This is a genomic window from Tateyamaria rhodophyticola (assembly GCF_047777875.1).
GTDB lineage: Bacteria > Pseudomonadota > Alphaproteobacteria > Rhodobacterales > Rhodobacteraceae > Tateyamaria.
On record NZ_CP180519.1, the window covers coordinates 3627528 to 3649336 of the forward strand.

At 63.4% G+C, this 21809-nt stretch carries 20 protein-coding genes; 12 read left to right on the forward strand and 8 right to left on the reverse strand.

Annotated features, from left to right (window positions below; genetic code table 11):
* Window positions 1-76 precede the first annotated feature (76 nt).
* Genes ACERHN_RS19435 through ACERHN_RS19445 form a run of 3 tightly spaced genes read right to left on the reverse strand, consistent with a single transcriptional unit; the run spans window position 77 to window position 3486 of the window.
* Window positions 77-1552 (reverse strand): carboxypeptidase M32, encoded by a 1476-nt coding sequence (locus ACERHN_RS19435; protein WP_415920661.1) that lies wholly within the window; start codon window positions 1550-1552, stop codon window positions 77-79.
* Window positions 1552-2697: a heme A synthase gene (ctaA, locus tag ACERHN_RS19440; protein ID WP_415920662.1), complete on the reverse strand. Its 1146-nt coding sequence runs from the start codon at window positions 2695-2697 to the stop codon at window positions 1552-1554. Before ctaA ends, ACERHN_RS19435 begins: the two co-directional genes overlap by 1 nt.
* Window positions 2698-2757: 60 nt before the next feature.
* Window positions 2758-3486, reverse strand: a complete 729-nt coding sequence (locus tag ACERHN_RS19445; protein WP_415920663.1) for an RNA methyltransferase — start codon at window positions 3484-3486, stop codon at window positions 2758-2760.
* Window positions 3487-3622: 136 nt separating this feature from the next.
* Here ACERHN_RS19445 and ACERHN_RS19450 point away from each other — a divergent pair, with 136 nt between their 5' ends.
* Entirely contained in the window at window positions 3623-4237 is a 615-nt protein-coding gene (locus ACERHN_RS19450) for a thiamine phosphate synthase (RefSeq protein ID WP_415920664.1), read from the forward strand.
* Between the two features lie 36 nt (window positions 4238-4273).
* Here ACERHN_RS19450 and ACERHN_RS19455 read toward each other — a convergent pair whose 3' ends face one another.
* A complete protein-coding gene (locus ACERHN_RS19455) occupies window positions 4274-4894 on the reverse strand; it encodes a hypothetical protein (protein ID WP_415920665.1) in 621 nt (206 codons plus the stop codon).
* Between the two features lie 4 nt (window positions 4895-4898).
* Between ACERHN_RS19455 and ACERHN_RS19460 the strand changes: the two genes are divergently transcribed.
* The 4 genes from ACERHN_RS19460 (at window position 4899) to ACERHN_RS19475 (ending at window position 8374) form a co-directional block, all read left to right on the forward strand.
* Window positions 4899-5702 carry a DUF4198 domain-containing protein gene (locus tag ACERHN_RS19460; protein ID WP_415920666.1) on the forward strand — a complete coding sequence of 268 codons (804 nt, stop codon included), beginning with the start codon at window positions 4899-4901 and terminating at the stop codon, window positions 5700-5702.
* A gap of 39 nt (window positions 5703-5741) precedes the next feature.
* On the forward strand, window positions 5742-6635 hold the full coding sequence (locus ACERHN_RS19465; RefSeq protein ID WP_415920667.1) for a PfkB family carbohydrate kinase: 894 nt from the start codon (window positions 5742-5744) through the stop codon (window positions 6633-6635).
* Window positions 6632-7549 (forward strand): pseudouridine-5'-phosphate glycosidase, encoded by a 918-nt coding sequence (locus tag ACERHN_RS19470; protein ID WP_415920668.1) that lies wholly within the window; start codon window positions 6632-6634, stop codon window positions 7547-7549. Before ACERHN_RS19465 ends, ACERHN_RS19470 begins: the two co-directional genes overlap by 4 nt.
* Window positions 7550-7624: 75 nt before the next feature.
* Window positions 7625-8374, forward strand: coding sequence for a DUF502 domain-containing protein (locus ACERHN_RS19475; protein ID WP_415920669.1), 750 nt, complete (start codon window positions 7625-7627; stop codon window positions 8372-8374).
* On the opposite strand, the gene ACERHN_RS19480 is transcribed toward ACERHN_RS19475, so the two are convergent.
* Window positions 8371-9264, reverse strand: coding sequence for a DMT family transporter (locus tag ACERHN_RS19480; protein ID WP_415920670.1), 894 nt, complete (start codon window positions 9262-9264; stop codon window positions 8371-8373). The two genes, ACERHN_RS19475 and ACERHN_RS19480, sit on opposite strands and share 4 nt — an antisense overlap.
* A 244-nt stretch (window positions 9265-9508) precedes the next feature.
* On the opposite strand from ACERHN_RS19480, the gene ACERHN_RS19485 reads away from it, so the two are divergent.
* From ACERHN_RS19485 to ACERHN_RS19495, 3 genes are all read left to right on the forward strand, one after another.
* Complete coding sequence (locus ACERHN_RS19485) at window positions 9509-11338, forward strand: extracellular solute-binding protein (RefSeq protein ID WP_415920671.1); 1830 nt, start codon at window positions 9509-9511, stop codon at window positions 11336-11338.
* 4 nt (window positions 11339-11342) lie between these two features.
* Window positions 11343-11990, forward strand: coding sequence for an aquaporin (locus ACERHN_RS19490; protein ID WP_415920672.1), 648 nt, complete (start codon window positions 11343-11345; stop codon window positions 11988-11990).
* A gap of 183 nt (window positions 11991-12173) precedes the next feature.
* On the forward strand, window positions 12174-12302 hold the full coding sequence (locus ACERHN_RS19495; RefSeq protein ID WP_415920673.1) for a hypothetical protein: 129 nt from the start codon (window positions 12174-12176) through the stop codon (window positions 12300-12302).
* 2 nt (window positions 12303-12304) lie between these two features.
* Here the strand turns inward: ACERHN_RS19495 and ACERHN_RS19500 are convergent, their stop codons facing one another.
* The gene (locus ACERHN_RS19500; RefSeq protein WP_415920674.1) at window positions 12305-12928 is read right to left on the reverse strand and encodes a helix-turn-helix domain-containing protein; all 624 of its coding nucleotides are present in this window, start codon (window positions 12926-12928) and stop codon (window positions 12305-12307) included.
* Between the two features lie 65 nt (window positions 12929-12993).
* On the opposite strand from ACERHN_RS19500, the gene ACERHN_RS19505 reads away from it, so the two are divergent.
* From ACERHN_RS19505 to ACERHN_RS19515, 3 genes are all read left to right on the forward strand, one after another.
* Entirely contained in the window at window positions 12994-14520 is a 1527-nt protein-coding gene (locus ACERHN_RS19505) for a class I adenylate-forming enzyme family protein (protein WP_415920675.1), read from the forward strand.
* Window positions 14517-15161, forward strand: coding sequence for a DsbA family oxidoreductase (locus ACERHN_RS19510; RefSeq protein WP_415920676.1), 645 nt, complete (start codon window positions 14517-14519; stop codon window positions 15159-15161). Before ACERHN_RS19505 ends, ACERHN_RS19510 begins: the two co-directional genes overlap by 4 nt.
* Before the next feature lie 124 nt (window positions 15162-15285).
* Window positions 15286-16494 (forward strand): MFS transporter, encoded by a 1209-nt coding sequence (locus ACERHN_RS19515; RefSeq protein WP_415920677.1) that lies wholly within the window; start codon window positions 15286-15288, stop codon window positions 16492-16494.
* On the opposite strand, the gene mfd is transcribed toward ACERHN_RS19515, so the two are convergent.
* Window positions 16491-19961, reverse strand: a complete 3471-nt coding sequence (mfd, locus tag ACERHN_RS19520; RefSeq protein ID WP_415920678.1) for a transcription-repair coupling factor — start codon at window positions 19959-19961, stop codon at window positions 16491-16493. The two genes, ACERHN_RS19515 and mfd, sit on opposite strands and share 4 nt — an antisense overlap.
* A 52-nt stretch (window positions 19962-20013) precedes the next feature.
* On the reverse strand, window positions 20014-20541 hold the full coding sequence (locus ACERHN_RS19525) for a component of SufBCD complex (RefSeq protein ID WP_415920679.1): 528 nt from the start codon (window positions 20539-20541) through the stop codon (window positions 20014-20016).
* Window positions 20542-20746: 205 nt separating this feature from the next.
* Here ACERHN_RS19525 and hemB point away from each other — a divergent pair, with 205 nt between their 5' ends.
* Window positions 20747-21748 (forward strand): porphobilinogen synthase, encoded by a 1002-nt coding sequence (hemB, locus tag ACERHN_RS19530; RefSeq protein ID WP_415920680.1) that lies wholly within the window; start codon window positions 20747-20749, stop codon window positions 21746-21748.
* Window positions 21749-21809 lie beyond the last annotated feature (61 nt).

Sequence of the window (21809 nt, forward strand, 5' to 3'; positions counted from 1 at the left end):
GGGATACGTGGCGCAAAGACACGGGGAATTTCCGATCCGCCGCATCAACGGCGGGGAACAGCCGGATGGCGGCGGGTTACAGCCGATAGAGCGCCTGAAACTTCGCCTTGAGATAGGTCAAAAGCGGCTCAGGCCCCGGTGTCATGCCGCTGGCATGGGCAATGGTGTCCCGCGGGCTGCGCAGGCCGCCATGGGTCTGCAACCCGTCCCGCAGCCATCCGGTTGCCGCACTCAGATCTCCCGCCGCCAGCTGATCATCGAGCCCCGGCACCGCCTCGCGCAGCGCAGCATAAAGGCACCCGGCATAGACATTGCCCAGCGAATAGGTCGGGAAATAGCCGAACAGTCCCACGGACCAATGCACGTCCTGCAACACACCGTTCGACGTGCGATCCACGTCATACCCGAAATCCGCGGCAAACCGGTCATTCCACGCCGCTTCCAGATCACCCACCGTCAGATCGCCGGACATCAATGCCCGTTCCAGGTCAAACCGCAGAAGCACGTGCAGGTTATACTGCACCTCATCGGCCTCGGTCCGGATATACCCGTTCGAGACCGCATTCACCGCAGCATAAAACGCGTCTTCATCCGCGATCCCGAAATCCCCAAACGCATCGCGCATCTGACCGTAGAGCCACCCGGTAAAGGCGCGGCTGCGGCCCAGCTGGTTTTCGTAAATCCGGCTCTGGCTCTCGTGCACGCCCATCGACACGCCCTGCCCCAGCGGCGTCAGCAGATAGGCTTGATCAATGTTCTGCTCGTAACAGGCGTGCCCGACCTCGTGGATGGTCGAATAGAAACAGTTGAACGGATCGGTCGGATTGGTCCGCGTCGTGATCCGGACATCCAGCCCTGAACCGGACGAAAACGGGTGTACCGCCTTGTCGATGCGCCCGTGGCTTTCGTCATAGCCAAAGGTGCGCGCCAGCAGCGCGCTCAGCTGCAATTGTGCGGCCTCATCGAACGTGCCTGTCACCCCCGCCGGTGCCGGCTCATCGAGGATCGCGCCACGCAATTCCGTCAACGCAGGGCGCAGCGCACCGAACATCACCTCGAGGTCTGCGGCCGTCGTGCCCGGTTCGTAATCCGCCAGCATCGCATCATAGACGTCGCCGCCCTGGGCGAGCGCCTGCCCCTCCTGCCGTTTGAGGGCGATGACTTGCTCCAGCACCGGCGCAAAGGCTGCATAATCGTCCGCACCGCGCGCCTCGGCCCATTTGCCCTGTGCGGTCGACGTGACCTTGGCAATTTCCGCCGCCAGATCACCCGGCACCTTTGACGCGCGGTCATAGCTGCGGCGGATTTCGCGCAGTTGCGCCTGCGCCACCGCGTCGAGCCCGGCCCCGTCTATCGCGGCCAGCCAATCACCGACTTGCGCCGATGTGCGCCGTGCATGCAGCACCTTTTCCAACGCCGCCATCTCTTCGCCACGCTGCGGGGCCGCGCCGCGCGGCATCATCGTTTCCTGATCCCATCCCAGCCGCCCGGCCACCTGTGCAAGCGCCTGCGTGTCATGCTCAAAGGCCATCAAGTCGTCATATGCCGTCATCACACCGTTCCCCGGATCGAAGTTGCAACAGGATAGCCCGCAAGAAAGCGCGCCCGCAGGATGAGCACCCACAAAACCACCGCCACAAACTGATGCGCAATCGCCAGTGGCCATGGTGCGGCGTAAAGCACGGTCATGATGCCAAGAAGGATCTGCAAGGCCAGCACCGCAAACATGGCGTTATACGCGCCGCGGGTCCGGTCATGGGCCGACCGACGCCCGCGCAGCCACACAACCACGGCGAAGGCTGCCAGCAGATATCCCGCAACGCGGTGAATGAACTGCACCAGGCCTGGGCTTTCAAAGAAATTGCGCCACACCGGCTCGAGGATAAACGCGCTCGGCGGAAACACCTGCCCCCCCATGAACGGCCAGTCGGTATAGCTGCGCCCCGCGTCAATCCCCGCCACCAGCGCACCGATCAGGATCTGCAGGAACGCGAAATGCATGAGGCCCGTCGTGATAGAAAACAGCCGGGCCTCCTTGCTGCGCCGCGCCTGCATCAGGTCCCGCTCGGGCCGCCCCAACTGAAAGGTGAACCACGCGATGAACCCGAGTATCACAAAGGCAAGGCCCAGATGCGTGGCCAGCCGGTAGCTTGCCACATCCACCATGCCTTCGCCGCTGGTCACACCGCTGGCTACCATCCACCAACCGATGCCGCCCTGAATGCCGCCCAATACGCCAATCCCCAGCAGCTTCGGCGTCCAGCCTGTGGGGATCTGACGCCGCACAAGGAACCAGAGGAACCCGACGGCCCAGACCAGACCGATCACCCGACCCAACTGCCGGTGCCCCCATTCCCACCAATAGATCACCTTGAAATCGGCCATGGTCATCCACTGGTTCTGGATGCGCCACTCGTCGATCTGCTTATAAAGGTCGAACTCTGCCTCCCAATCCGCAGCACTTAGCGGTGGGATCGCCCCGGTGATGGGCCGCCATTCGGTGATGCTCAGCCCGCTGTCGGTCAGCCGTGTCAGCCCGCCCACCGCAATCATCACCACCACCAGCACAAACAGCATCATCAGCCACACGCGGATCGCACCGCGCGCACCGCCGCGCCCGCGGTCGATCACACCCGCTTCGGCCACCTGTTTCTCGGTGGTGCCAACCTCTTCGAAAATGCTGCGCTGTTTTGCCATGAACCAGCCTCATCCGTTGTTGCCACGCAACCTATGTCGCGCGCACGGGGGCGTCCAGCGTCAGCGGCGGTTTGCCCAGCGGACCATCTGACGCAGCATGCCGTGCAGGGTCTGCGCATCGGACCGGGTGAGCGGCATCCGGCTCCACAGATTGCGCAGATTGACCTTCATGCTGGCCGCCTTGTGCTCGGGGAAAAAGAACCCCGCCTCCTCCAGCCGTTCCTCGAAATGCCGCGCCAGGTGGTCGATCTCTTCCACACTGGCCCAATCCGTGCCGGCCATCTCGGTGGTCCTGTGCACGACCTCGCCGCGCGCCCGCATCCATTCATAACCCACAAGCAACACGCATTGCGCCAGGTTCAGCGACGGAAATTCCGGGTTCACCGGCACCGAGATGATCGCATTGGCCTGCACGATGTCCTCGTTTTCGAGCCCGGCGCGCTCCGGCCCGAACATCACCGCCACATGGCCCCCGTCCGCAATGCGCCGTGCCGCGTCCTGCATTGCCGCTTCAGGGCTGAACACGTCCTTGGTCATGTCGCGCGGGCGCGCGGTCGTGGCATAGACATAGGTGCAATCGGCCAGCGCACCGGCCACATCCCCGTACACCCGCGCCGCATCCAGAACCCGCCCCGCGCCGCTTGCCATCGCCACGGCGGCCGGGTTCGGCCAGCCATCCCGCGGGTCCACAATCCGCATCCTATCCACGCCGAAATTCAGCATGGCCCGCGCGGATGCGCCGATATTCTCGCCCATCTGGGGCCGCGTCAGTACAAATGTGGGTGTCATGCGCGGCCTCTACCGCAAGCACGCGCGGCGCGACAACCCTCTTCATCTCGCCAAATAAACTCCCGCCGGAGGCATAAAAGTTTCAAATCCCCACACTTTCCGCTAGTGCTGCGCGCAAATCAAAAGGACCACGCCAATGAGCCAGCCAGAGCAGCCGCAACTCTACCTGCTGACGCCGCCCGTCTTCGAGCTGTCGCAATTCCCTGACACGCTGGCACGTGTGCTCGACGCACATCCCGCGGCCTGCCTGCGGCTGGCCCTCGCCACCCGTGACGAAGACCGCATCGCGCGCGCCGCCGATGCCTGCCGCGCCGTGGCCCATGCCCGCGATGTGGCCATCGTGGTGGATGATCATGTGGGTCTGGCCACGCGGCTGGGTCTCGACGGCGTGCATCTGACGGATGCCGCGCGCTCGGTCCGCGACGCGCGCAAGACGTTGGGACCCGATGCCATCGTCGGCAGCTTTTGCGGCACGTCGCGCCATGACGGTATGACCGCCGGCGAAGCGGGGGCTGATTATGTGTCGTTCGGCCCGGTCACGGCGCTCTCGGGCGAAGACGCGGCTGCGCTGGATCTGTTCGCCTGGTGGTCCGAAATGATCGAAGTCCCCGTGGTCGCCGAAGGCGGCATGACCGCCGCGCATGTCACGTCGCTGGCCCAGATCACCGACTTTCTCGCCATTGGCGAAGAAATCTGGACACAAGACGATCCCGTAGAGGCCCTCAGCGCCCTGCTGGCACCTCTGGGCTAGGTCGCGTCAGCACCCCTTTTGGACATGGTGTCGTGATCAACCCCGGCCCAGGACGTAATCCATGAGGCTGCGCCACCAACTGCCACCCGCTGCGTCCGACACCGCAATGGGTCCGCTGGACCCGCCCCCGGAGATCAGGCCGGTATAGGGCTCCGAGACACCCTGCTGGCGCAACACCAGATCACCGGCCCCCGCAGGCCATGCGACCTCAACACTGCCGATGCCCTCAGGGGCCGCGCCAAACATCACCACTTCGGAGATGCGCGGCAACTCGGCGTTGGGAACCTCCGGCACGGTCACGGATTGCACGGTCAACGCAACGGCACCGCCCATGTCCACAAGCGGCACTGCATTCCAGCGCGCCGCAAGATCCGGCACCCGGTTTGCAACCGCATCCCCGGACAACGCCCGCAGCACGTCATAATCCGCCGCGTTGTCTGCCGTATCCGTGTCCTGCACCGCGTCGAGGTCAATGCCCGACAGCTGCGCCTCGATGTTGACCTGCAGGATCATCGTGACCTGCCCCGCCTCCACGGTCAGATCCGCGATGGTGGGCACAACTTCGTGAGCGGCCGCGTTGCTCACCGACAATGTCAGCCAAAGGCTTGACACCGCCGCCCAATGCCACAGGCTTGTGCTCAGTTTGTGCAAAGGCATCCCCATGATCCTCACCCGTTTCGCTGTTATCGCTTGGTGCGCCATATGCGCCGCAGACGCAACTGCGCATGAGTTCTGGATCGAGCCGGAACGCTATCAAGTGGCCGAAGGCGACGACCTGGTGGCACGGTTCAAGAACGGCGAAGCCTTTGAGGGCGTATCGCTGGGTTACTTTGAACGCAGCGTGGCGCGGTACGAATTGATTGCGGGCGGCACGGCAGAGACCGTGACACCGCGCCTCGGGGACAATCCGGCGCTGAACCTGCCTGCACCTGCGGACGGGCTCACGGTTGTGATCCACGAAACCACGCCGTCCTTCGTCACCTATCCCACCTGGGAAAAGTTCCAGAAATTCGCCGATCACAAGGATTTCGCGGATTGGCGCGCGCAGCACACCGCGCTTGGCTTTTCCGACCCGCCGTTTCGCGAACGCTACACACGACATGCCAAGGCGCTGATCGCCGTGGGTGACGGTCGGGGGCAGGACACCCATCACAAGATGCGGACGGAATTCGTGGCCCTGACCAATCCCTATGATTCCGGTTTTGACGGCACGATGCAGGTGCAGGTCTTTGACCGCGACACGCCGCGTGCCCGTGTACAGGTCGAAGTTTTCGACCGCGCCCCGGATGATACTGTGACGATTACCCTGTACCGCACCGATGAAAACGGCATCGCGGCCATTCCGGTGACACCGGGGCACGCCTATCTCTTTGACGCGGTGATCCTCGAGCCGATCAAGGATCACGACAAGGCGGTGTGGGACACGCACTGGGCCGCGCTGACCTTTGCGGTGCCCGCACAGTAGTCCCTTGCCCTTGGCGTGGTGGCGATGCACAACCGGGCCATGACGCGCACCCCTGATATTCTCTGCATCGGCTCCGTCCTCTGGGACGTGATTGGCCGCGCGCCTCTGGCCATGCGCCAGGGGTCTGACGTGCCGGGCCGGATCACCCGTCTGCCCGGTGGCGTGGCGATGAACATCGCCATGACTCTTGCCCGGTTCGGGCTGACGCCCGCCCTGCTGACATCCATTGGACGCGACCCCGAAGGCGACGAGCTGATCCGCGCCTGTGCCGCACGCGGATTGATCACCGACACTGTTTACCGCTCGGACGATCTGCCCACGGACCAGTACATGGCGGTCGAAGGCGCAAATGGCCTGATTGCTGCCATTGCCGACGCCCATTCGCTGGAAAATGCAGGGGCCAAGATCCTGTATCCCTTGACGGACGGCACCCTGGCGTCTGAGGCGGCGCCCTTTGCCGGGCCGGTCGCCCTTGATGGCAACCTGACCATCGACCTGCTGAACGAAATCGCCACAAGCCCCCTGTTGGGGCAAGCCGACCTGCGTGTGGCCCCCGCCTCTCCGGGAAAGGCTGAACGGCTGGCCCCCTTCCTCACCCATGGGCGCGGCACACTCTATGTGAACCTCGAAGAGGCGGGGATCCTCTGCCAGCGCAGTTTTGACACCTCCACCGATGCGGCCTGCGGCGTGTTGGACCGGGGTGCGGAACGCGTGCTTGTGACCGACGGGGGCGGCGTTGCCACCGAAGGCACGGCCCAAGGGCTCAACAGCGCAAAGCCACCCCAGGTGCTGGTGACGCGCGTGACCGGCGCGGGCGATACGTTCATGGCCGCGCACATCGCTGCCGAATTGCGCGGTCTGGACGGGCCTGCGGCCCTCGAACAGGCGCTGGATGCCGCCGCAAACTATGTTTCAGGAAAGACCCCCGGATGACCCTGTTTACCCCATCGCCAGATGTCGCCGACGCATTGGCCAGCGGCGCACCCGTTGTCGCCCTCGAAAGCACGATCATCACACACGGGATGCCATGGCCACAGAACCTTGAGGTCGCGCGGCAGGTCGAGGCGGACGTGCGTGCGGCGGGTGCGGTGCCCGCGACGATGGCCGTGATGGATGGCACGTTGCATGTGGGTCTGACCGAAGCGCAGCTTGAGGCGCTGGCACAGGCGGAAAACGTGGCCAAGCTGAGCCGCGCCGATATGGCCGCGTGCATGGCGACCCGAGGCACAGGTGCCACAACGGTTGCCGCCACGATGATCGCCGCCCGCGTCGCCGGCATCGGCGTCTTTGCCACGGGTGGCATCGGTGGCGTGCACAAGGGGGCCGAGACCAGCTTTGACATCTCCGCCGACCTGATGGAGCTGGCGCAGACGCCTGTGACCGTTGTTGCCGCCGGGGCCAAGGCGATCCTCGATATTCCCAAAACGCTCGAAGTGCTGGAAACCCAAGGCGTGCCGGTCATCGCATATGGGCAGGACTACATGCCCGCCTTCTGGTCGCGCAGCGCGGGCCTGAAGGCGCCTTTGCGCATGGATAGCGCGGGCGAAATCGCCGCCGCGCACGTCATGCGCGCAAAACTTGGCCTGCCGGGTGGGCAGCTGATCGCCAACCCGATCCCCCGCGAGGCCGAGATTGACCGGGACACGCTGACCCCGATCATTGCGCGCGCAACCGCAGATGCGGAGGCGCATGGCATCACCGGCAAGGGCGTGACGCCATACCTGCTGCAACGCATCTTTGAGCTGACCGACGGCCGGTCGCTTGACGCCAATATCGCGCTGGTGCGCAACAACGCGCGGCTCGCCGCGGAAATCGCCGCCGAAATGAGCAGCGGGACCGCTTCGTGAACCACGATGCGGCGCAAGCCATTGCAGTCACTCGCGCGCTGACCTAACTAAGATGCTCAACCGCTTGGCCTTTTGATGAACACACCTTTCGATCCTGATACCCCCCGCCGCCCCGGCCTGCTGTCGCGGCTGAGGGCGTCATTCCTGACCGGATTGGTGGTGATCGCGCCCGTGGGCCTGACCATCTGGCTGATCTGGACGGTGATCGGATGGGTCGACGGCTTTGTCTGGCCGCTGGTGCCGACCGTCTGGCAACCCGACAGCATCGTGAACTACTGGCTCGGCAATCCGCGGCTCGTACCGGACGCCAATGGCGTGCTGACCGCCAACCCCGACTGGGTGCATGTGAATGTGCGCGGCGTCGGCGTCATCGTTTTCCTGATCTTCACCGTGTTCATCGGGTGGGTCGCAAAGGGGTATATCGGGCGGTCCCTGATCCGCTGGGCCGAAAGCCTTGTGGAGCGCACGCCGGTGGTGCGCTCGATCTACTCCGGCATCAAACAGATTTCCGAAACCGTATTCGCCCAATCCGAACGGTCGTTCGAGCAGGCCTGTCTGATCGAATATCCGCGCAAGGGCATCTGGGCCATCGGCTTTATCTCCACCACCGCCAAGGGGGAGATCACGGCCAGGGCCGGGAATACCGGCGAATTGCTCAGCATCTTTGTGCCCACGACACCCAACCCGACCTCCGGCTTTTTGTTGTTCTTCCCGGCGGAGGACGTGATCACGCTTGAGATGAGCGTGGAAGACGCCGCAAAGCTCGTGATTTCCGCAGGCCTCGTCTATCCCAATGGCAAGGACCCGACGCAGCCGCCGCGTTAGGGCGCGCGGATCGGGCGGATCGCCACATAGATCGCGGCAAGCGTGACAAGCGCCATGCCGACAAGGCCCATGGCCCCCGGCAGTTGCGCAAAGATCACCACGTCAAACAGCAGCGCCCAGAGCAGGCTTGTGAAATCAAACGGGGCAAGCGTGCTGACAGGGCTGCGCAACACGGCCTCATTCGAAGCGATATGCGCCAAGCCCCCCAGAAGCCCCGCCGCGAGCAGCCACACCAATGTGGGGCCGGTCGCCGCGACCCAGCCAAACGGCAGTGTCATCAGCCCGACCAGACCGGATGTGATTGCAAAGTAGAGCGCGATGGTCGACGGCCGCTCGGTCACGGTCATGCGTTTGGTGTGCACGCGGACCACCGCCATCGTCACCGCATACGCCAGGCCAGCCAGCACTCCGATCAGCGCACCCTGCCCCGGCGTCTCGAACGCGTCCCACAAGAGTGCCACAACGCCGCAGAACCCGACACCGACCGCCACATAAAGGCGCAGGCCCACCGTTTCATGCAGCCAGAGCGCTGCCAGCGGCAACACGAGGATCGGCGCGAGAAACGCCAACGCCTGCGCATTCGCCACCGGCAGATAGGCCAGCGAAACAAACGACATCGCCATGGAAAACGCCCCGAACAGGCCGCGCGTGACATGCAATCCCGGTCGCCGCGTCCAGAGTGCGGCGGGAAATTCGGACCGCACCGCCATGTAAATCGTGATCGGCACCAGCGCGACGATCGACCGCCAGAACATGATCTGCCCAATCGCGGCGGTCTTGGCGGCCTCGTGCACCGCCGCGGACATGGCCGTGATCAGAAACGCGGCCAGCAGCCGCAGCCATATGCCCTGCCGGACCTCTTGCGTCACGCCGTTCTGAGCGCCATTCAAGACAGGATCCACTTCACACCGACCACGTCACACCGACCACGTCACAAAGGGCAAAAAAAAACGCCAGCACGAAGCTGGCGTTAAGTTATTGAGGCAGGTTTCATACAGGCAAGAAACCTATCGAGCAGTGCCCTTGTTATACGCAAACCCGCCCGAAGAGTCCAAGCTAAAAGTTTGATAATGCGTAAATGTCCGGGGGCCGCTAAGATTAACAAAACAAGGGCTATGAGGGATTGTTGCCAAAATGGAGCAGGATTTTTTCCAAATCAAACGCGGCCGTCTGAGTGGAATCGGCGCGATTCTCGGGGTCAGTCTTTTTGCCGCCACATTGGCGCAGGCAGAGCCCGGCCATGGCATAGCTATGTATGGTGCACCGCAGCTTCCACAGGATTTTGTGTCCCTCCCCCACGCCAATCCCGACGCGCCCAAAGGCGGTGCGATCACATTGGCAAACACGGGCAGTTTTGATTCGCTCAATCCCTACATCCAGAAAGGCAACGTCCCCTGGCAGCTGCGATTTCTGACACATGAAAGCCTGATGGGCCGCAATCGGGGTGAGCCATTTGCGCTCTACGGTCTGCTGGCCGAATCGATTGAGACGGACGAGGCGCGGTCCTGGGTCGAATTCACCCTGCGCGAAGAGGCCCGATTCTCTGATGGCAGCCCGGTGACGGTCGAGGACGTGATCTGGTCCTATGAAACACTCGGCACCCAAGGGCACGGGCGCTATCGCAGCCTATGGTCTCAGATCGAGACGCTGGAGGCCACCGGCCCGCGGTCGGTCAAGTTCACCTTCAATTCGGAAAACCGCGAACTGGCCTTGCTGGCCGGGATGCGGCCGATCCTGCAAAAGGCCCAATGGGAAGGCAAGGATTTCGCGAATGCCACCATCGCGGACGTGCCCATCGGGTCCGGCCCATATGTCATCACCGATTTCGAGGCCGCGCGCGACGTCACACTGACCCGGAACCCCGATTACTGGGGCGCTGACCTGAACTTTCGCCAGGGCACGTTCAATTTTGACGAAATCACCATCGACTTCTACGGCGATGGCGATGTGGTGCTGGAGGCGTTCAAGGCCGGCGAAGTGTCCGCTGTCCGCGAGTTCAACGCCGAAAAATGGTCCAGCGCCTACAACAGCCCGCGCCTGACCAATGGTGACATCGTCAAATCCGAAATCCCGCATCAGAAACCGTCGGGGATAACCGGGTTCGTCATGAACACCCGCAAGGCCCCCTTTGACGACTGGCGTGTGCGCGAGGCGCTGATCACCGCGTTCAACTTCGAATATATCAACGACACACTGACCGGCGGGGCACAGCCGCGCATCACCTCGTATTTCTCCAACTCGCCCCTGGCGATGGAACCCGGTCCGGCCACGGGCGCTGTTGCGGAACTGCTTGCGCCGTTCAACGGCGCGTTGCTGCCGGGGGTGATGGAAGGCTACGCGCTGCCGGTCAGCGACGGATCGGTACGCAACCGCCGGGGCCTGCGCCGCGCGCTTGGTCTGATGGAAGAGGCCGGGTGGACGACGCAGGACGGCAAGCTGCGCAATGCCGACGGCGACGCGATGGAATTCACGATCCTGCTGGATCAAAACAGTTCCGAACACCGTGCGATCGCCGACCTCTACATGCAGGCGCTTGAGCAGATGGGGATCGACGTGTCCGTCGACCTTGTGGACGGGGCGCAATTCACCACGCGCACCGGCACCTATGATTTCGACATGGCCTATCACCGGCGCGCCATGTCCCTGTCTCCGGGCAATGAGCAGTTCTTCTACTGGGGGTCCAAGGCGGCCGATGAGGATGGCACGCCGAACCTCATGGGGGCCAAGGATCCTGCGATTGACGCCATGATCACCGCCATGCTGACCGCCACCACGCGTGATGAAAGCATCGCGGCGACCCGCGCGCTCGACCGGTTGCTGATTGCAGGCCGCTATGTCGTGCCGTTCTGGCAATTCACCGCGGGCCGCATCGCGCATGTGGCGGAAATGAAGTATCCCGATACGCTGCCCATCTATGGCGACGGGCCCGACTGGATGCCGCAATTCTGGTGGTACGAAGAGTAGATCCGTGATCCGAAACCTGATTGCAGAGGGCCTTGGAACGGGCCTTCTTCTGGTGAGTGTCATCGGCTCGGGCATCATGGGGGAGCGCCTTGCAGACGGGAACGTCGCGCTCGCCCTGTTGGCCAATGCGGTTGCGACAGGCTGCATGCTGTATTGCATCATCACGGTGCTGGGTCCGATTTCGGGCGCGCATTTCAACCCTGCCGTCACGCTGGCCTTTGGCCTGCGCGGAGAGATCACCGCCGGGCTTGGCGTGGCTTATGTGGCAGCACAGGTTGCAGGCGGCGTGCTGGGGGTGTGGGCCACGCATGCGATGTTCGACCTGCCGATCCTGCAGGTGAGCGAAACGATGCACCGCACCGGCGCGGCACAATGGTGGTCCGAAGCGGTGGCGACCTTTGGCCTGTTGTTCGTGATCTTTGGCGGGCTGCGGGCACGGCCCGATGCCGTGCCGATGCTCGTGGCGCTCTATATCACCGGCGCGTATTGGTTCACCGCCTCCACCAGCTTTGCCAATCCCGCCGTGACCCTCGCGCGCGGGTTCTCGGACACGTTCGCGGGCATATACCCCGGCCATATCGCGGCGTTCGTCGCCGTGCAGCTGGTCACCGCAGCCCTTGCAACGTACGGATTACGCAGGTTTTTCCAATAAAAGGTTGCTCTGTTACAGAATTGTTATACGTTGCGCGGCGTCGGGGGAGCCGGACACACGCGTCCGTCCGGCAATGGTCATAAGAACCGGGGGTACAGCATGCACTGGAGCGATCTCACACGGGATTGGGCACGCAGTTATTCGGCCTTGCGCGGGGAATTCCCGCATCTTGAGCCAAGCGCCATGCCATTTTTGAAAGCCGATCAGGACAGGTTCGAAAGCTATCTGGCCGCGACACATGACATGTCCCTGAAAGAAGCGCGCGCTGCGTTTGACGCCTTTCTGGACCGGCACGCACAACAGGCCACCTGACCTCAGGCCAGCGATGTCACCCACAGGATCAAGGCATCTTCGTCACTGACGGAAATGACGTTGTGGCCCATCGTGGCATCGTAATAGGCGCTGTCGCCGCGGCGCATCTCCACCGGTTCATAGAATTCGGTGAACAGGCGAACAACACCGGTCAGCACATACAGAAACTCTTCGCCGTCATGGCGGACCCAACCGTCGAATTCTTCCATGGACCGGGCACGCACGCGGGCGCGATAGGGCAACATGGTCTTCTTTGTCAGCGTCTCGGCCAGAAGTTCATGTTCATAGGTCGCCGTGGCCTGCGCGTTGCCATCGCCGGTCTTGGTCACGGCCATGCGCCCGTTGATCTGACCCTTTTCCGGCGGGGTGAAGAGCTGCGGCACCGAAATCTCGAGACCGACGGCCAGCTTCTTGAGCGCCTCATAGGTGGGCGACATCTGGCCGTTTTCGATCTTGGACAGGGTCGAGCGCGCCAATCCGGCCTGCCCTGCGGCCTGTTCCAGCGTCCAGTCGCGCGCCTTGCGCAACTCGCGCACACGCGCACCAAGATCCAGCGGTTCCGACGTGTCTTCCCGCCCGCTGGCGCGCGCAATCTGGATCAGCGATTTGGGGTCTTTTCCTTGCATGACGACCTGTATAGGCGGGCACCCTCAGGCTTGCAACGGTGGCCGCAGAAGTCTAGCGATGCGATATGCTCAGCCTGTTCAACAGTGCCCCTCATCCCGCCTGCCCTGCGCCGTTCAACCTCGCCGGTCATGTTCTTGCGCGGGCCGAAGCGCTGGATGACAAGATTGCGGTCGCCGTCATCGGCACGGACACGCATGAAGAGATGACCTATGCCGCGCTGCGGGCCGCCGTGTTGGGCACGGCATCGGGTCTGCGCGAGGCGGGGTTCAAAGCGGGTGACATCGTTTTGATGCGTCTGGGCAATACGCTGGATTTTCCCATTGCATATCTGGGTGCGCTCGCCGCTGATCTGGTGCCCGTGCCCACATCATCAGCGCTTACCGAACCCGAAGTGGCGCGCATCATCGCCGAGTTGAACCCACGCGTCATCCTGCGCGATCCGAACGTGGCAAGTGCGCCCGGTGTGCCGGAACTTGGCCTCTATGCGCTCCGCTCATTGCGCAACGGTGCGCCGACAAAGTTCCACGACGGTGATCCGAACCGTTTGGGGTACATCGTCTACACCTCTGGCACATCAGGTCAGCCGCGCGCCGTTGCACATGCACACCGGGCGATCTGGGCGCGGGGCATGATGTTCGAACACTGGTACGGCCTCACTGAACAGGACGTGATGCTGCATGCGGGCGCGTTCAACTGGACCTATACGCTTGGCACCGGGTTGATGGACCCGTGGACCGTGGGGGCCACGGCCCTCGTGCCTGCGCCGGGCACCCGGCCAGAGGACCTGGGGCCTCTGCTCCGGAAACACAAGGCGACGATTTTTGCCGCGGCCCCCGGCGTTTTCCGGCAGATGCTGGACCGCAGCACGCTGCCGCCTCTGCCCCGGCTGCGCCACGGTCTGAGCGCCGGGGAAAAGATGCCGCAACCGGTTCACGACGCGTGGCGCAAGGCCACCCGTACGTCCGTCTTCGAAGCGTATGGCATGTCGGAATGTTCCACCTTCATCTCATCGAGCCCCGCCGCCCCCGTCTCGGACATGGCCCTTGGCCGGCCACAGCCCGGACGGCAGGTCGCGATTGTCGGCGATGAGGGGCCCGTGCCAACGGGCACACCGGGCACCATCGCGGTGCACCGCAGCGATCCGGGGCTGATGCTCGGCTATGTCGAGGCACCGCAAGAGACCGCTGACAAGTTTCAGGGCGACTGGTTTCTGACCGGCGACACCGGAGAGATGAACGCCGCCGGAGAGATCACCTATCTCGGGCGCAGCGACGACATGATGAACGCAGGCGGGTTTCGCGTGTCACCGGTGGAGGTCGAGATGGTGGTGGGCACCACCCCCGGCGTGACCTCCTGCGGTGTGGCAGAGGTCGAACTGTCGCCGGGCAAGCGCATTATCGTCGCGTTCTATACCGCTCCGCGTGCACTAGATGAGGCAGACCTCATCGCGCACACCACCGAACGTCTCGCCCGGTACAAACAACCGCGCGCCTATATTCACTTGCCCCGCCTCCCGCTGGGCCCAAATGGGAAACTGGTACGGCGGCGCCTGCACCAGTTCTGGCCCAAATCAAGGAACCCCCATTCATGACCGACGCGATCAAACTGGACATCATGTCCGATCCCATCTGCCCGTGGTGCTATATCGGCAAGGCGCATCTGGACCGCGCGCTCGAGGCGCATCCGAACCACCCCTTTGTCATCGAGTGGCATCCGTTCCAGTTGAACCCCGACATGCCCGCAGGCGGCATGGACCGGCGTGCGTATCTGGAGGCCAAGTTCGGTGGCAAGGAAGGCGCCGTGCGCGCCTATGCGCCCGTGGTGGAGAACGCCGAAAAAGCCGGGCTCAAGATCGACTTCGAAGGGATGCAGCGCACGCCCAACACGCTTGATGCGCACCGCCTGATCCATTGGGCCGGGATCGAGGGCAAGCAGACGGCCGCCGTGTCGGCCCTGTTCAAAGCCTATTTCGTCGATGCGCGCGATATCGGCGACGCGGAGGTGCTGGCTGACATTGCCGACACGATCGACATGGACGCGAGCGTTGTTTTGCGCCTGCTCGGGACGGATGCGGACCGCGAGGATATCGCAGCGCGCGATGCCCACAGCCGGTCCATGGGGATCAATTCGGTGCCCACCTTCATCGTGGCCCAGCAACACGCCGTACCGGGCGCGCAACCGCCCGAATTGTGGGCAAAGGTCATCGCGGAACTGACGCAAGGCGCCGCCTGAGGCGGCGGGCCGCCGGTCCCGCGCAGGAAAGTCGAATTTTCAACCATGGGTCGTTGCCATTCCCGGTACGGCCCGTCACTATGACGTGCAACAGCGTCACCCGACGCGGCAATCAGGCGAACGCGTGCCCCTTAAGCAAACCCAGACTGTCAGTACGCCGGAATTCATCGCCCTGATGGCGATGATGTTTGCCACCATTGCGTTTTCGACCGATGCGATGATGCCGGTCCTGCCGGAAATCGCCGCCGATCTGAGCGGCGGAAACGTGACCAATGCCGCCTATATCATCACGTTTTTCTTTGCAGGCATGGGACTTGGCACGTTTTTTGCCGGACCCTTGTCGGACGCGTGGGGGCGCAAGCCGGTGGTCTATGCGGGCCTTGCGGTCTATGCTCTCGGTGCACTTCTGAGCTATGCGGCCACATCGCTGGAATGGATGCTGGCGGCGCGTGTCTTGCAGGGGATTGGCGCGTCGGGGCCCCGCGTCGTGTCCACCGCCGTGATCCGCGACCTCTATGAGGGGCGGATGATGGCGCGGATCCTGTCCTTTACCATGATGGTGTTCCTACTGGTGCCGGGCATGGCGCCGCTGATGGGGGCCGTGATCAGCGATGCGTTCGGCTGGCGCGCGATCTTTGGTGCATTCCTCGTGTTCGGGATGGTGATCATGGTGTGGTTCGGCCTACGCATCCGCGAAACGCTGCCCCCCGCTGCGCGCCGTCCCCTGCGCCTGCACCTGATGGGTGATGCAGTGCGCCAGATGCTGACGCATCCCACGGTGCGCCTGTCGATCTTTGTGCAGACGCTGATGCTGACCATCCTGTTTTCCGTTCTGATGATGGTGCAACCGATTTTCGACGTCACCTTTGACCGCGCCGACAGCTTTCCGATCTGGTTTGGCGCAATCGCGATGGCGTCGGGGATTTCCAGCCTGCTCAACGCAACGCTTGTGGGACGGTTCGGGATGCGGCGGCTGGTGACATGGGCGCTGATGGCACAGCTGTTGATCTCCACGGCCTTTATCCTGTTCATGCTGGCAGACCTTCCCGGCCTCTTTGCATGCTATGTCATCTGGCAGTTCGGCGTGATGGTTCAGGGCGGGCTGACCGTGGCCAACCTCAACGCACTGGCCATGGAACCGATGGGCCACATCGCCGGCATGGCCGCATCCGTGATCGGCTCCATCTCAACGATCGGGGCGGCCGTGATCGCCTCCGCCCTCAGCGGCAGCTTTGACGGCACACCGTTGCCTCTGGTGGTGATCGTGCTGGTCGTGTGCCTTGTCGCCACGGTCCTGATGCAGCGGATGCGCCGGGTCGAAGCCGCCGCCTAGGCGCGCGCCTTTTTCTGCGCGACCACCTTTTCCGCAAGATCGCGGGCAATGGCAAAGGCGCCCTTGATCTTGTCCGCGTCGTTCTTCCAGTCCCGGCGCACGACGATCTTGTTGTCCTTGACCTTGGCCAGCCCGCGTTGCGCTTCGATGAACTCCACGAGGCCCTGGGGCGAGGCGAACTTGTCATTGTGGAACTGGATCGTCGCGCCCTTGGGTCCGCCGTCCAGCTTGGCAATGCCCGCCTTCTTGCACATCGCCTTGATCCGCACGACCAGCATCAGGGTGTTCACCTCGCGCGGCAGCTTGCCAAAGCGGTCGATGAGCTCGGCGGCAAAGCCTTCCAGTTCAACTTTCTTCGTCAACCCACTGAGACGGCGGTACAATCCAAGGCGAACGTCAAGATCCGGCACATAGTCCTCGGGGATCAGAACCGGCACGCCAAGGTTGATCTGTGGCGCCCATTGCCCGTCATCCTCGGTCAGTCCCTCCATCTCGCCCGACCGGATCTTGGCAATCGCCTCTTCCAGCATCGACTGGTAGAGTTCAAAGCCCACGTCGCGCATCTGGCCTGACTGTTCCTCGCCCAGCAGGTTGCCCGCGCCCCGGATATCGAGGTCCTGGCTGGCCAGCGTGAAGCCTGCCCCCAGCGTGTCGAGGCTGCCCAGCACGCGCAGGCGCTTTTCCGCGGTATCGGTCAGCTTGGTGCGCGGTTTCGTCGTCAGATACGCATAGGCCCGCGTCTTGGACCGGCCCACGCGCCCGCGGATCTGGTACAGTTGCGCGAGGCCAAACATGTCCGCCCGGTGAATGACCATCGTGTTGGCCGTGGGGATATCCAGCCCCGATTCCACAATCGTCGTGGCCAGCAAAACGTCGAACTTGCCATCGTAGAAAGCGTTCATACGGTCATCGAGTTCTCCGGCCGCCATCTGGCCATGCGCCACCACATAGGACAGTTCCGGCAGCTGATCCTTCAGGAATTCCTCGATCTCCGCCAGATCGCTGATGCGCGGCACGACATAGAACGACTGCCCTCCGCGATAATGTTCGCGCAAGAGCGCCTCGCGGATGGTGACCGCGTCAAATTCGCTGACATAGGTGCGGATGGCCAACCGGTCGACGGGCGGCGTGCCGATGATCGACAAGTCCCGCACGCCCGTCAGCGACAGTTGCAATGTGCGCGGAATCGGTGTCGCAGTCAGGGTCAGCACATGCACATCTGACCGCATCTGCTTGAGCCGTTCCTTGTGCCCGACACCAAATTTCTGTTCCTCATCAATGACCAACAGGCCGAGGTTCTGGAACCGCGTGCCCTTGGCCAGCAATGCGTGCGTGCCCACCACGATGTCCGCGGTGCCGCGCGACATCGCCTCGCGCGTGTCATTGGCCTCCTTGGTGGAGACAAAGCGGCTCAGTTGCCGCACCTCGATCGGAAAGCCGCGAAAGCGTTCCGCAAAGCTCTTGTAATGCTGGCGCGCCAACAGGGTTGTGGGTGCGATCACGGCCACCTGTACGCCCGACATGGCCGCGACAAAGGCCGCGCGCATCGCCACTTCGGTCTTGCCAAAGCCGACATCGCCACAGACCAGCCGGTCCATCGGCTGCCCGCTGGTCAGGTCGTCCATCACGGCGGCAATCGCGTTCAACTGATCATCGGTTTCCTGATACGGAAAGCGCGCCGAAAATGCGTCCCACATGCCAGGGGGCGGGTCGAGGATCGGCGCCTTGCGCAGCGCGCGTTCGGCGGCGATGCGGATGAGCCGGTCCGCCATCTCGCGGATGCGCTCCTTGAGCCGCGCTTTTTTCGCCTGCCACGCGCCGCCGCCCAGCTTATCCAGCAGCCCCTCTTCGTGGCCGTAACGGCTGAGCAATTCGATATTTTCGACCGGCAGGTACAGTTTCGACCGCTCGGCATATTCCAGCAGCAAGCATTCATGCGCCGCCCCGGCGGCGGTCACGACCTCCATCCCCTGATAGCGGCCAATGCCGTGATCCACGTGCACGACCAGATCACCCGGCGACAGAGATTGCGTTTCGGTCAGGAAGTTTTCCGCGCGCCGCTTCTTCTTGGGCTGCCGGATGAGCCGGTCGCCCAGCACGTCCTGCTCTGAGATCACGGTCAAAGTGCTTTTCTCGCCGCCCGTGTCGCGTGGACCGGTAAACCCGTGCTCCAACGCCCAGACCACCAGATGCAGACCGCGTTTGCCGATCCGTGTGGCGTCCGTGATCGGGATCGCCTCGGCCAGTCCTTCGTCTTCAATGAGGCCGGTCAAACGCTCTCGCGCACCCTCGGAATAGCTCGCGATGACCACCGGCCCATCCTGCATCCGCGCTTTAACATGGGACGCCAAGGCCCCGAAAAGGCTGATGGTTTCCTGCTGACGTTCGGGCGCGAAATCGCGCCCGATCCGGCCACCCGCATCCGTGACACCGGGGCCCGTGGCTTGTGGCAGCTGGCTGAATTGCAGCACGCGGTGGTCCGCCACCGCCGCCACCCACGCATCATCGGTGAGGTACAACCCCTCGGGTGCGGGCGGTTTATAGACAGAATCGAGTTTGGACCGGTTCTCCATCGCCAGCCGCCGCGTCTCGTATTGATCCGCCACCGTGTCCCACCGCGCCAGACGCATGGCCGTCGTCTGATCATCCAGGCTCAGCGTCGCGCCGGGGAGATAGTCAAACAGCGTCTCAAGCCGGTCATGAAAGAGCGACAGCCAATGTTCCGCCCCCTGATGCTTGCGCCCCGCACTCACCGCTTCATAAAGCGGATCGTCTGTGCCAGCGGCACCAAATTCGAGCCGGTAGTTCTGGCGGAACCGGGTGATGGCGGCGTCATCCAAGATGACCTCAGAGACCGGCGCCAGTTCCACCAGTTCCAGCTTTTCCGTCGTCCGCTGTGTCGCGGCGTCAAAGCGGCGCGCGCCGTCCAGCACATCGCCAAACAGATCCAGCCGCACAGGACCAAGATCGCCGGGCGGGTAAATATCGATGATCCCGCCGCGCACGGCATAATCGCCCGGCTCTGTCACCGTCGGGCTTTGCACGAACCCCATGCGCACCAGAAACGCGCGCAGCGCCGCCTCATCCACGCGGTGCCCCACGCGGGCGGTAAACGCCGCCTCGCGCATCAGATCACGCGCGGGCACCCGCTGTGTCGCGGCGTTGAGCGTCGTGAGCAGCACAAACCGTTCCGGCATCCCGTGGGTGAGTGCGGCCAGCGTCGCCATCCGCTGCGCCGAGATATCGGCGTTGGGCGACACCCGGTCATAGGGCAGACAATCCCAGCCCGGAAACACCAGCACCGGCATGTCCGGCGCAAAGAACCGCAACGCCGCCTGCATCGCCGCCAGCCGCTTGTCATCGCGCGCCACGTGCACAACGGGGCCACGCGCCGACACTTCGTCAAGGATCAGCTTGGCGTCATAACCTTCGGGCGCGCCGGATACGGTGATATGGGTGTTGGTCATGTGGGATCGTGGCCTTGGCAGAGTGCCTGAATTGGCGCAAACCCGGCCCCTGTCAACCGCCGAACGGGCCCACGGCCATATTTTGGTACATGCCCCACAGCGCCGTAACAAAGATCGACACCATGCCGATCGCCTGCACGATGGTGCGGTGGCGCGACAGATACCGCCACAGATCCTCCCCCTCGGCCTCGCGGTCCTGAATAAGGCGTGCCGTCGACAGGTTCAGCGCACCGACGATGGTCATGGGAAAGCCCAGGAGAAACAGCGCCTGCGCGAATTCGACCCGGTAAATGAACCCAAGCAGCGCAAGGCCGGTGATCACAAAGCACACAAACCCCAGCAGCCACAGCCCCGACACCGTCCCGATATAGAGCAACCGATTGGTGTTGATCCGCACCAGCGCCTCAAGATCCTCGGCCGCCTGCCCGCCGTGCCGCCGCGCCCGCGACACCAGATCGAACGGCACGCCCAGGATCCAGTGACTGGCCGTGGACCACATGACGGCCAGCGCGATCCAGAACCACAGGTTCGAGAACGAGCGCATGTCGATCAGTTCGAAAATTGTGGCGTGCCAGTCCAACTTCTGTCCTCGGGCGGTCCGCTTGCCGGACCTCGCGTTCTGATTGACGCCTCTCTTAACGCGGGTCGCCGCCGGTGCCTAGATGCGTCGGGATCAAAACCTGCGCAAGCGCGGTGATCGCACAACAGGTCGCGACGCCGGGTGATCTTGAATATGGCGGGCAGACATGGCACGCATAAACTGTCAATCAAACTGGACAGACACGATGCGCCCGACCCAAGCCCCCTATCCTGCCACCCGTTTGCGCCGCACCCGTTCGTCGGAGGCTGTGCGCGGTTTGGTGCGTGAAAACGCCCTGAGCGTCGAGGATTTCATCTGGCCCGTATTTGTGCGCGCCGGTGAGGGGATCGAGGAACCTGTGCCATCCATGCCCGGTGTGTCGCGCCGGTCCGTTGACAGGATCGTCGAGGCCGCGCGCGAGGCGCATGACCTTGGCATCCGCGCCATTTGCCTTTTTCCCTATACCGGGATCGAAGAGCGGACAGAGGATTGCTCGGGCGCATGGGACCCCGAAAACCACGCCAACCGCGCAATCCGGGCGATCAAGACCGCCGTGCCGGACATGGCGATCATGACGGATGTGGCGCTTGATACCTACAACATCAACGGCCACGACGGCTTTGTTGAAGACGGCGAAATCGTGAATGACCGCACGATCGAGGCGCTGGTGAAAATGGCGCTGAGCCAGGCGGAGGCGGGCGCGGACATCATCGGGCCGTCGGACATGATGGACGGGCGGATCGGCGCGATCCGGGGCGCGCTCGAAAGTGGCGGACATCAGAACGTGATGATCCTGAGCTATGCCGCGAAATACGCCTCGGCCTTCTATGGCCCGTTCCGGGACGCGGTGGGCGCGTCCGGTGCGCTGACCGGCGACAAGAAGACCTATCAGATGGACCCGGCCAACTCGGATGAAGCGCTGCGGCTGATCGAACGGGACCTGCGCGAGGGTGCGGATATGGTGATGGTCAAGCCCGGCCTGCCCTATCTCGACATTTGCCGCCGGGTAAAGGACGCCTTTGGCGCGCCGACCTTTGCCTATCAGGTGTCGGGCGAATACGCGATGGTGCAGGCTGCGGCTGCGCAGGGCTGGATCGACCATGACCGGGTGATGATGGAAAGCCTGATGGCGTTCAAACGCGCAGGCTGCGATGGCATCCTGACCTATTTCGCCCCCGCTGCCGCCCGGCTCTTGGCGCGCGGGTGACGCGGCATACGGGCGGTCGCTGTTGCGGCGGTTCGAGATTACCGCACGCATATTCACCAGC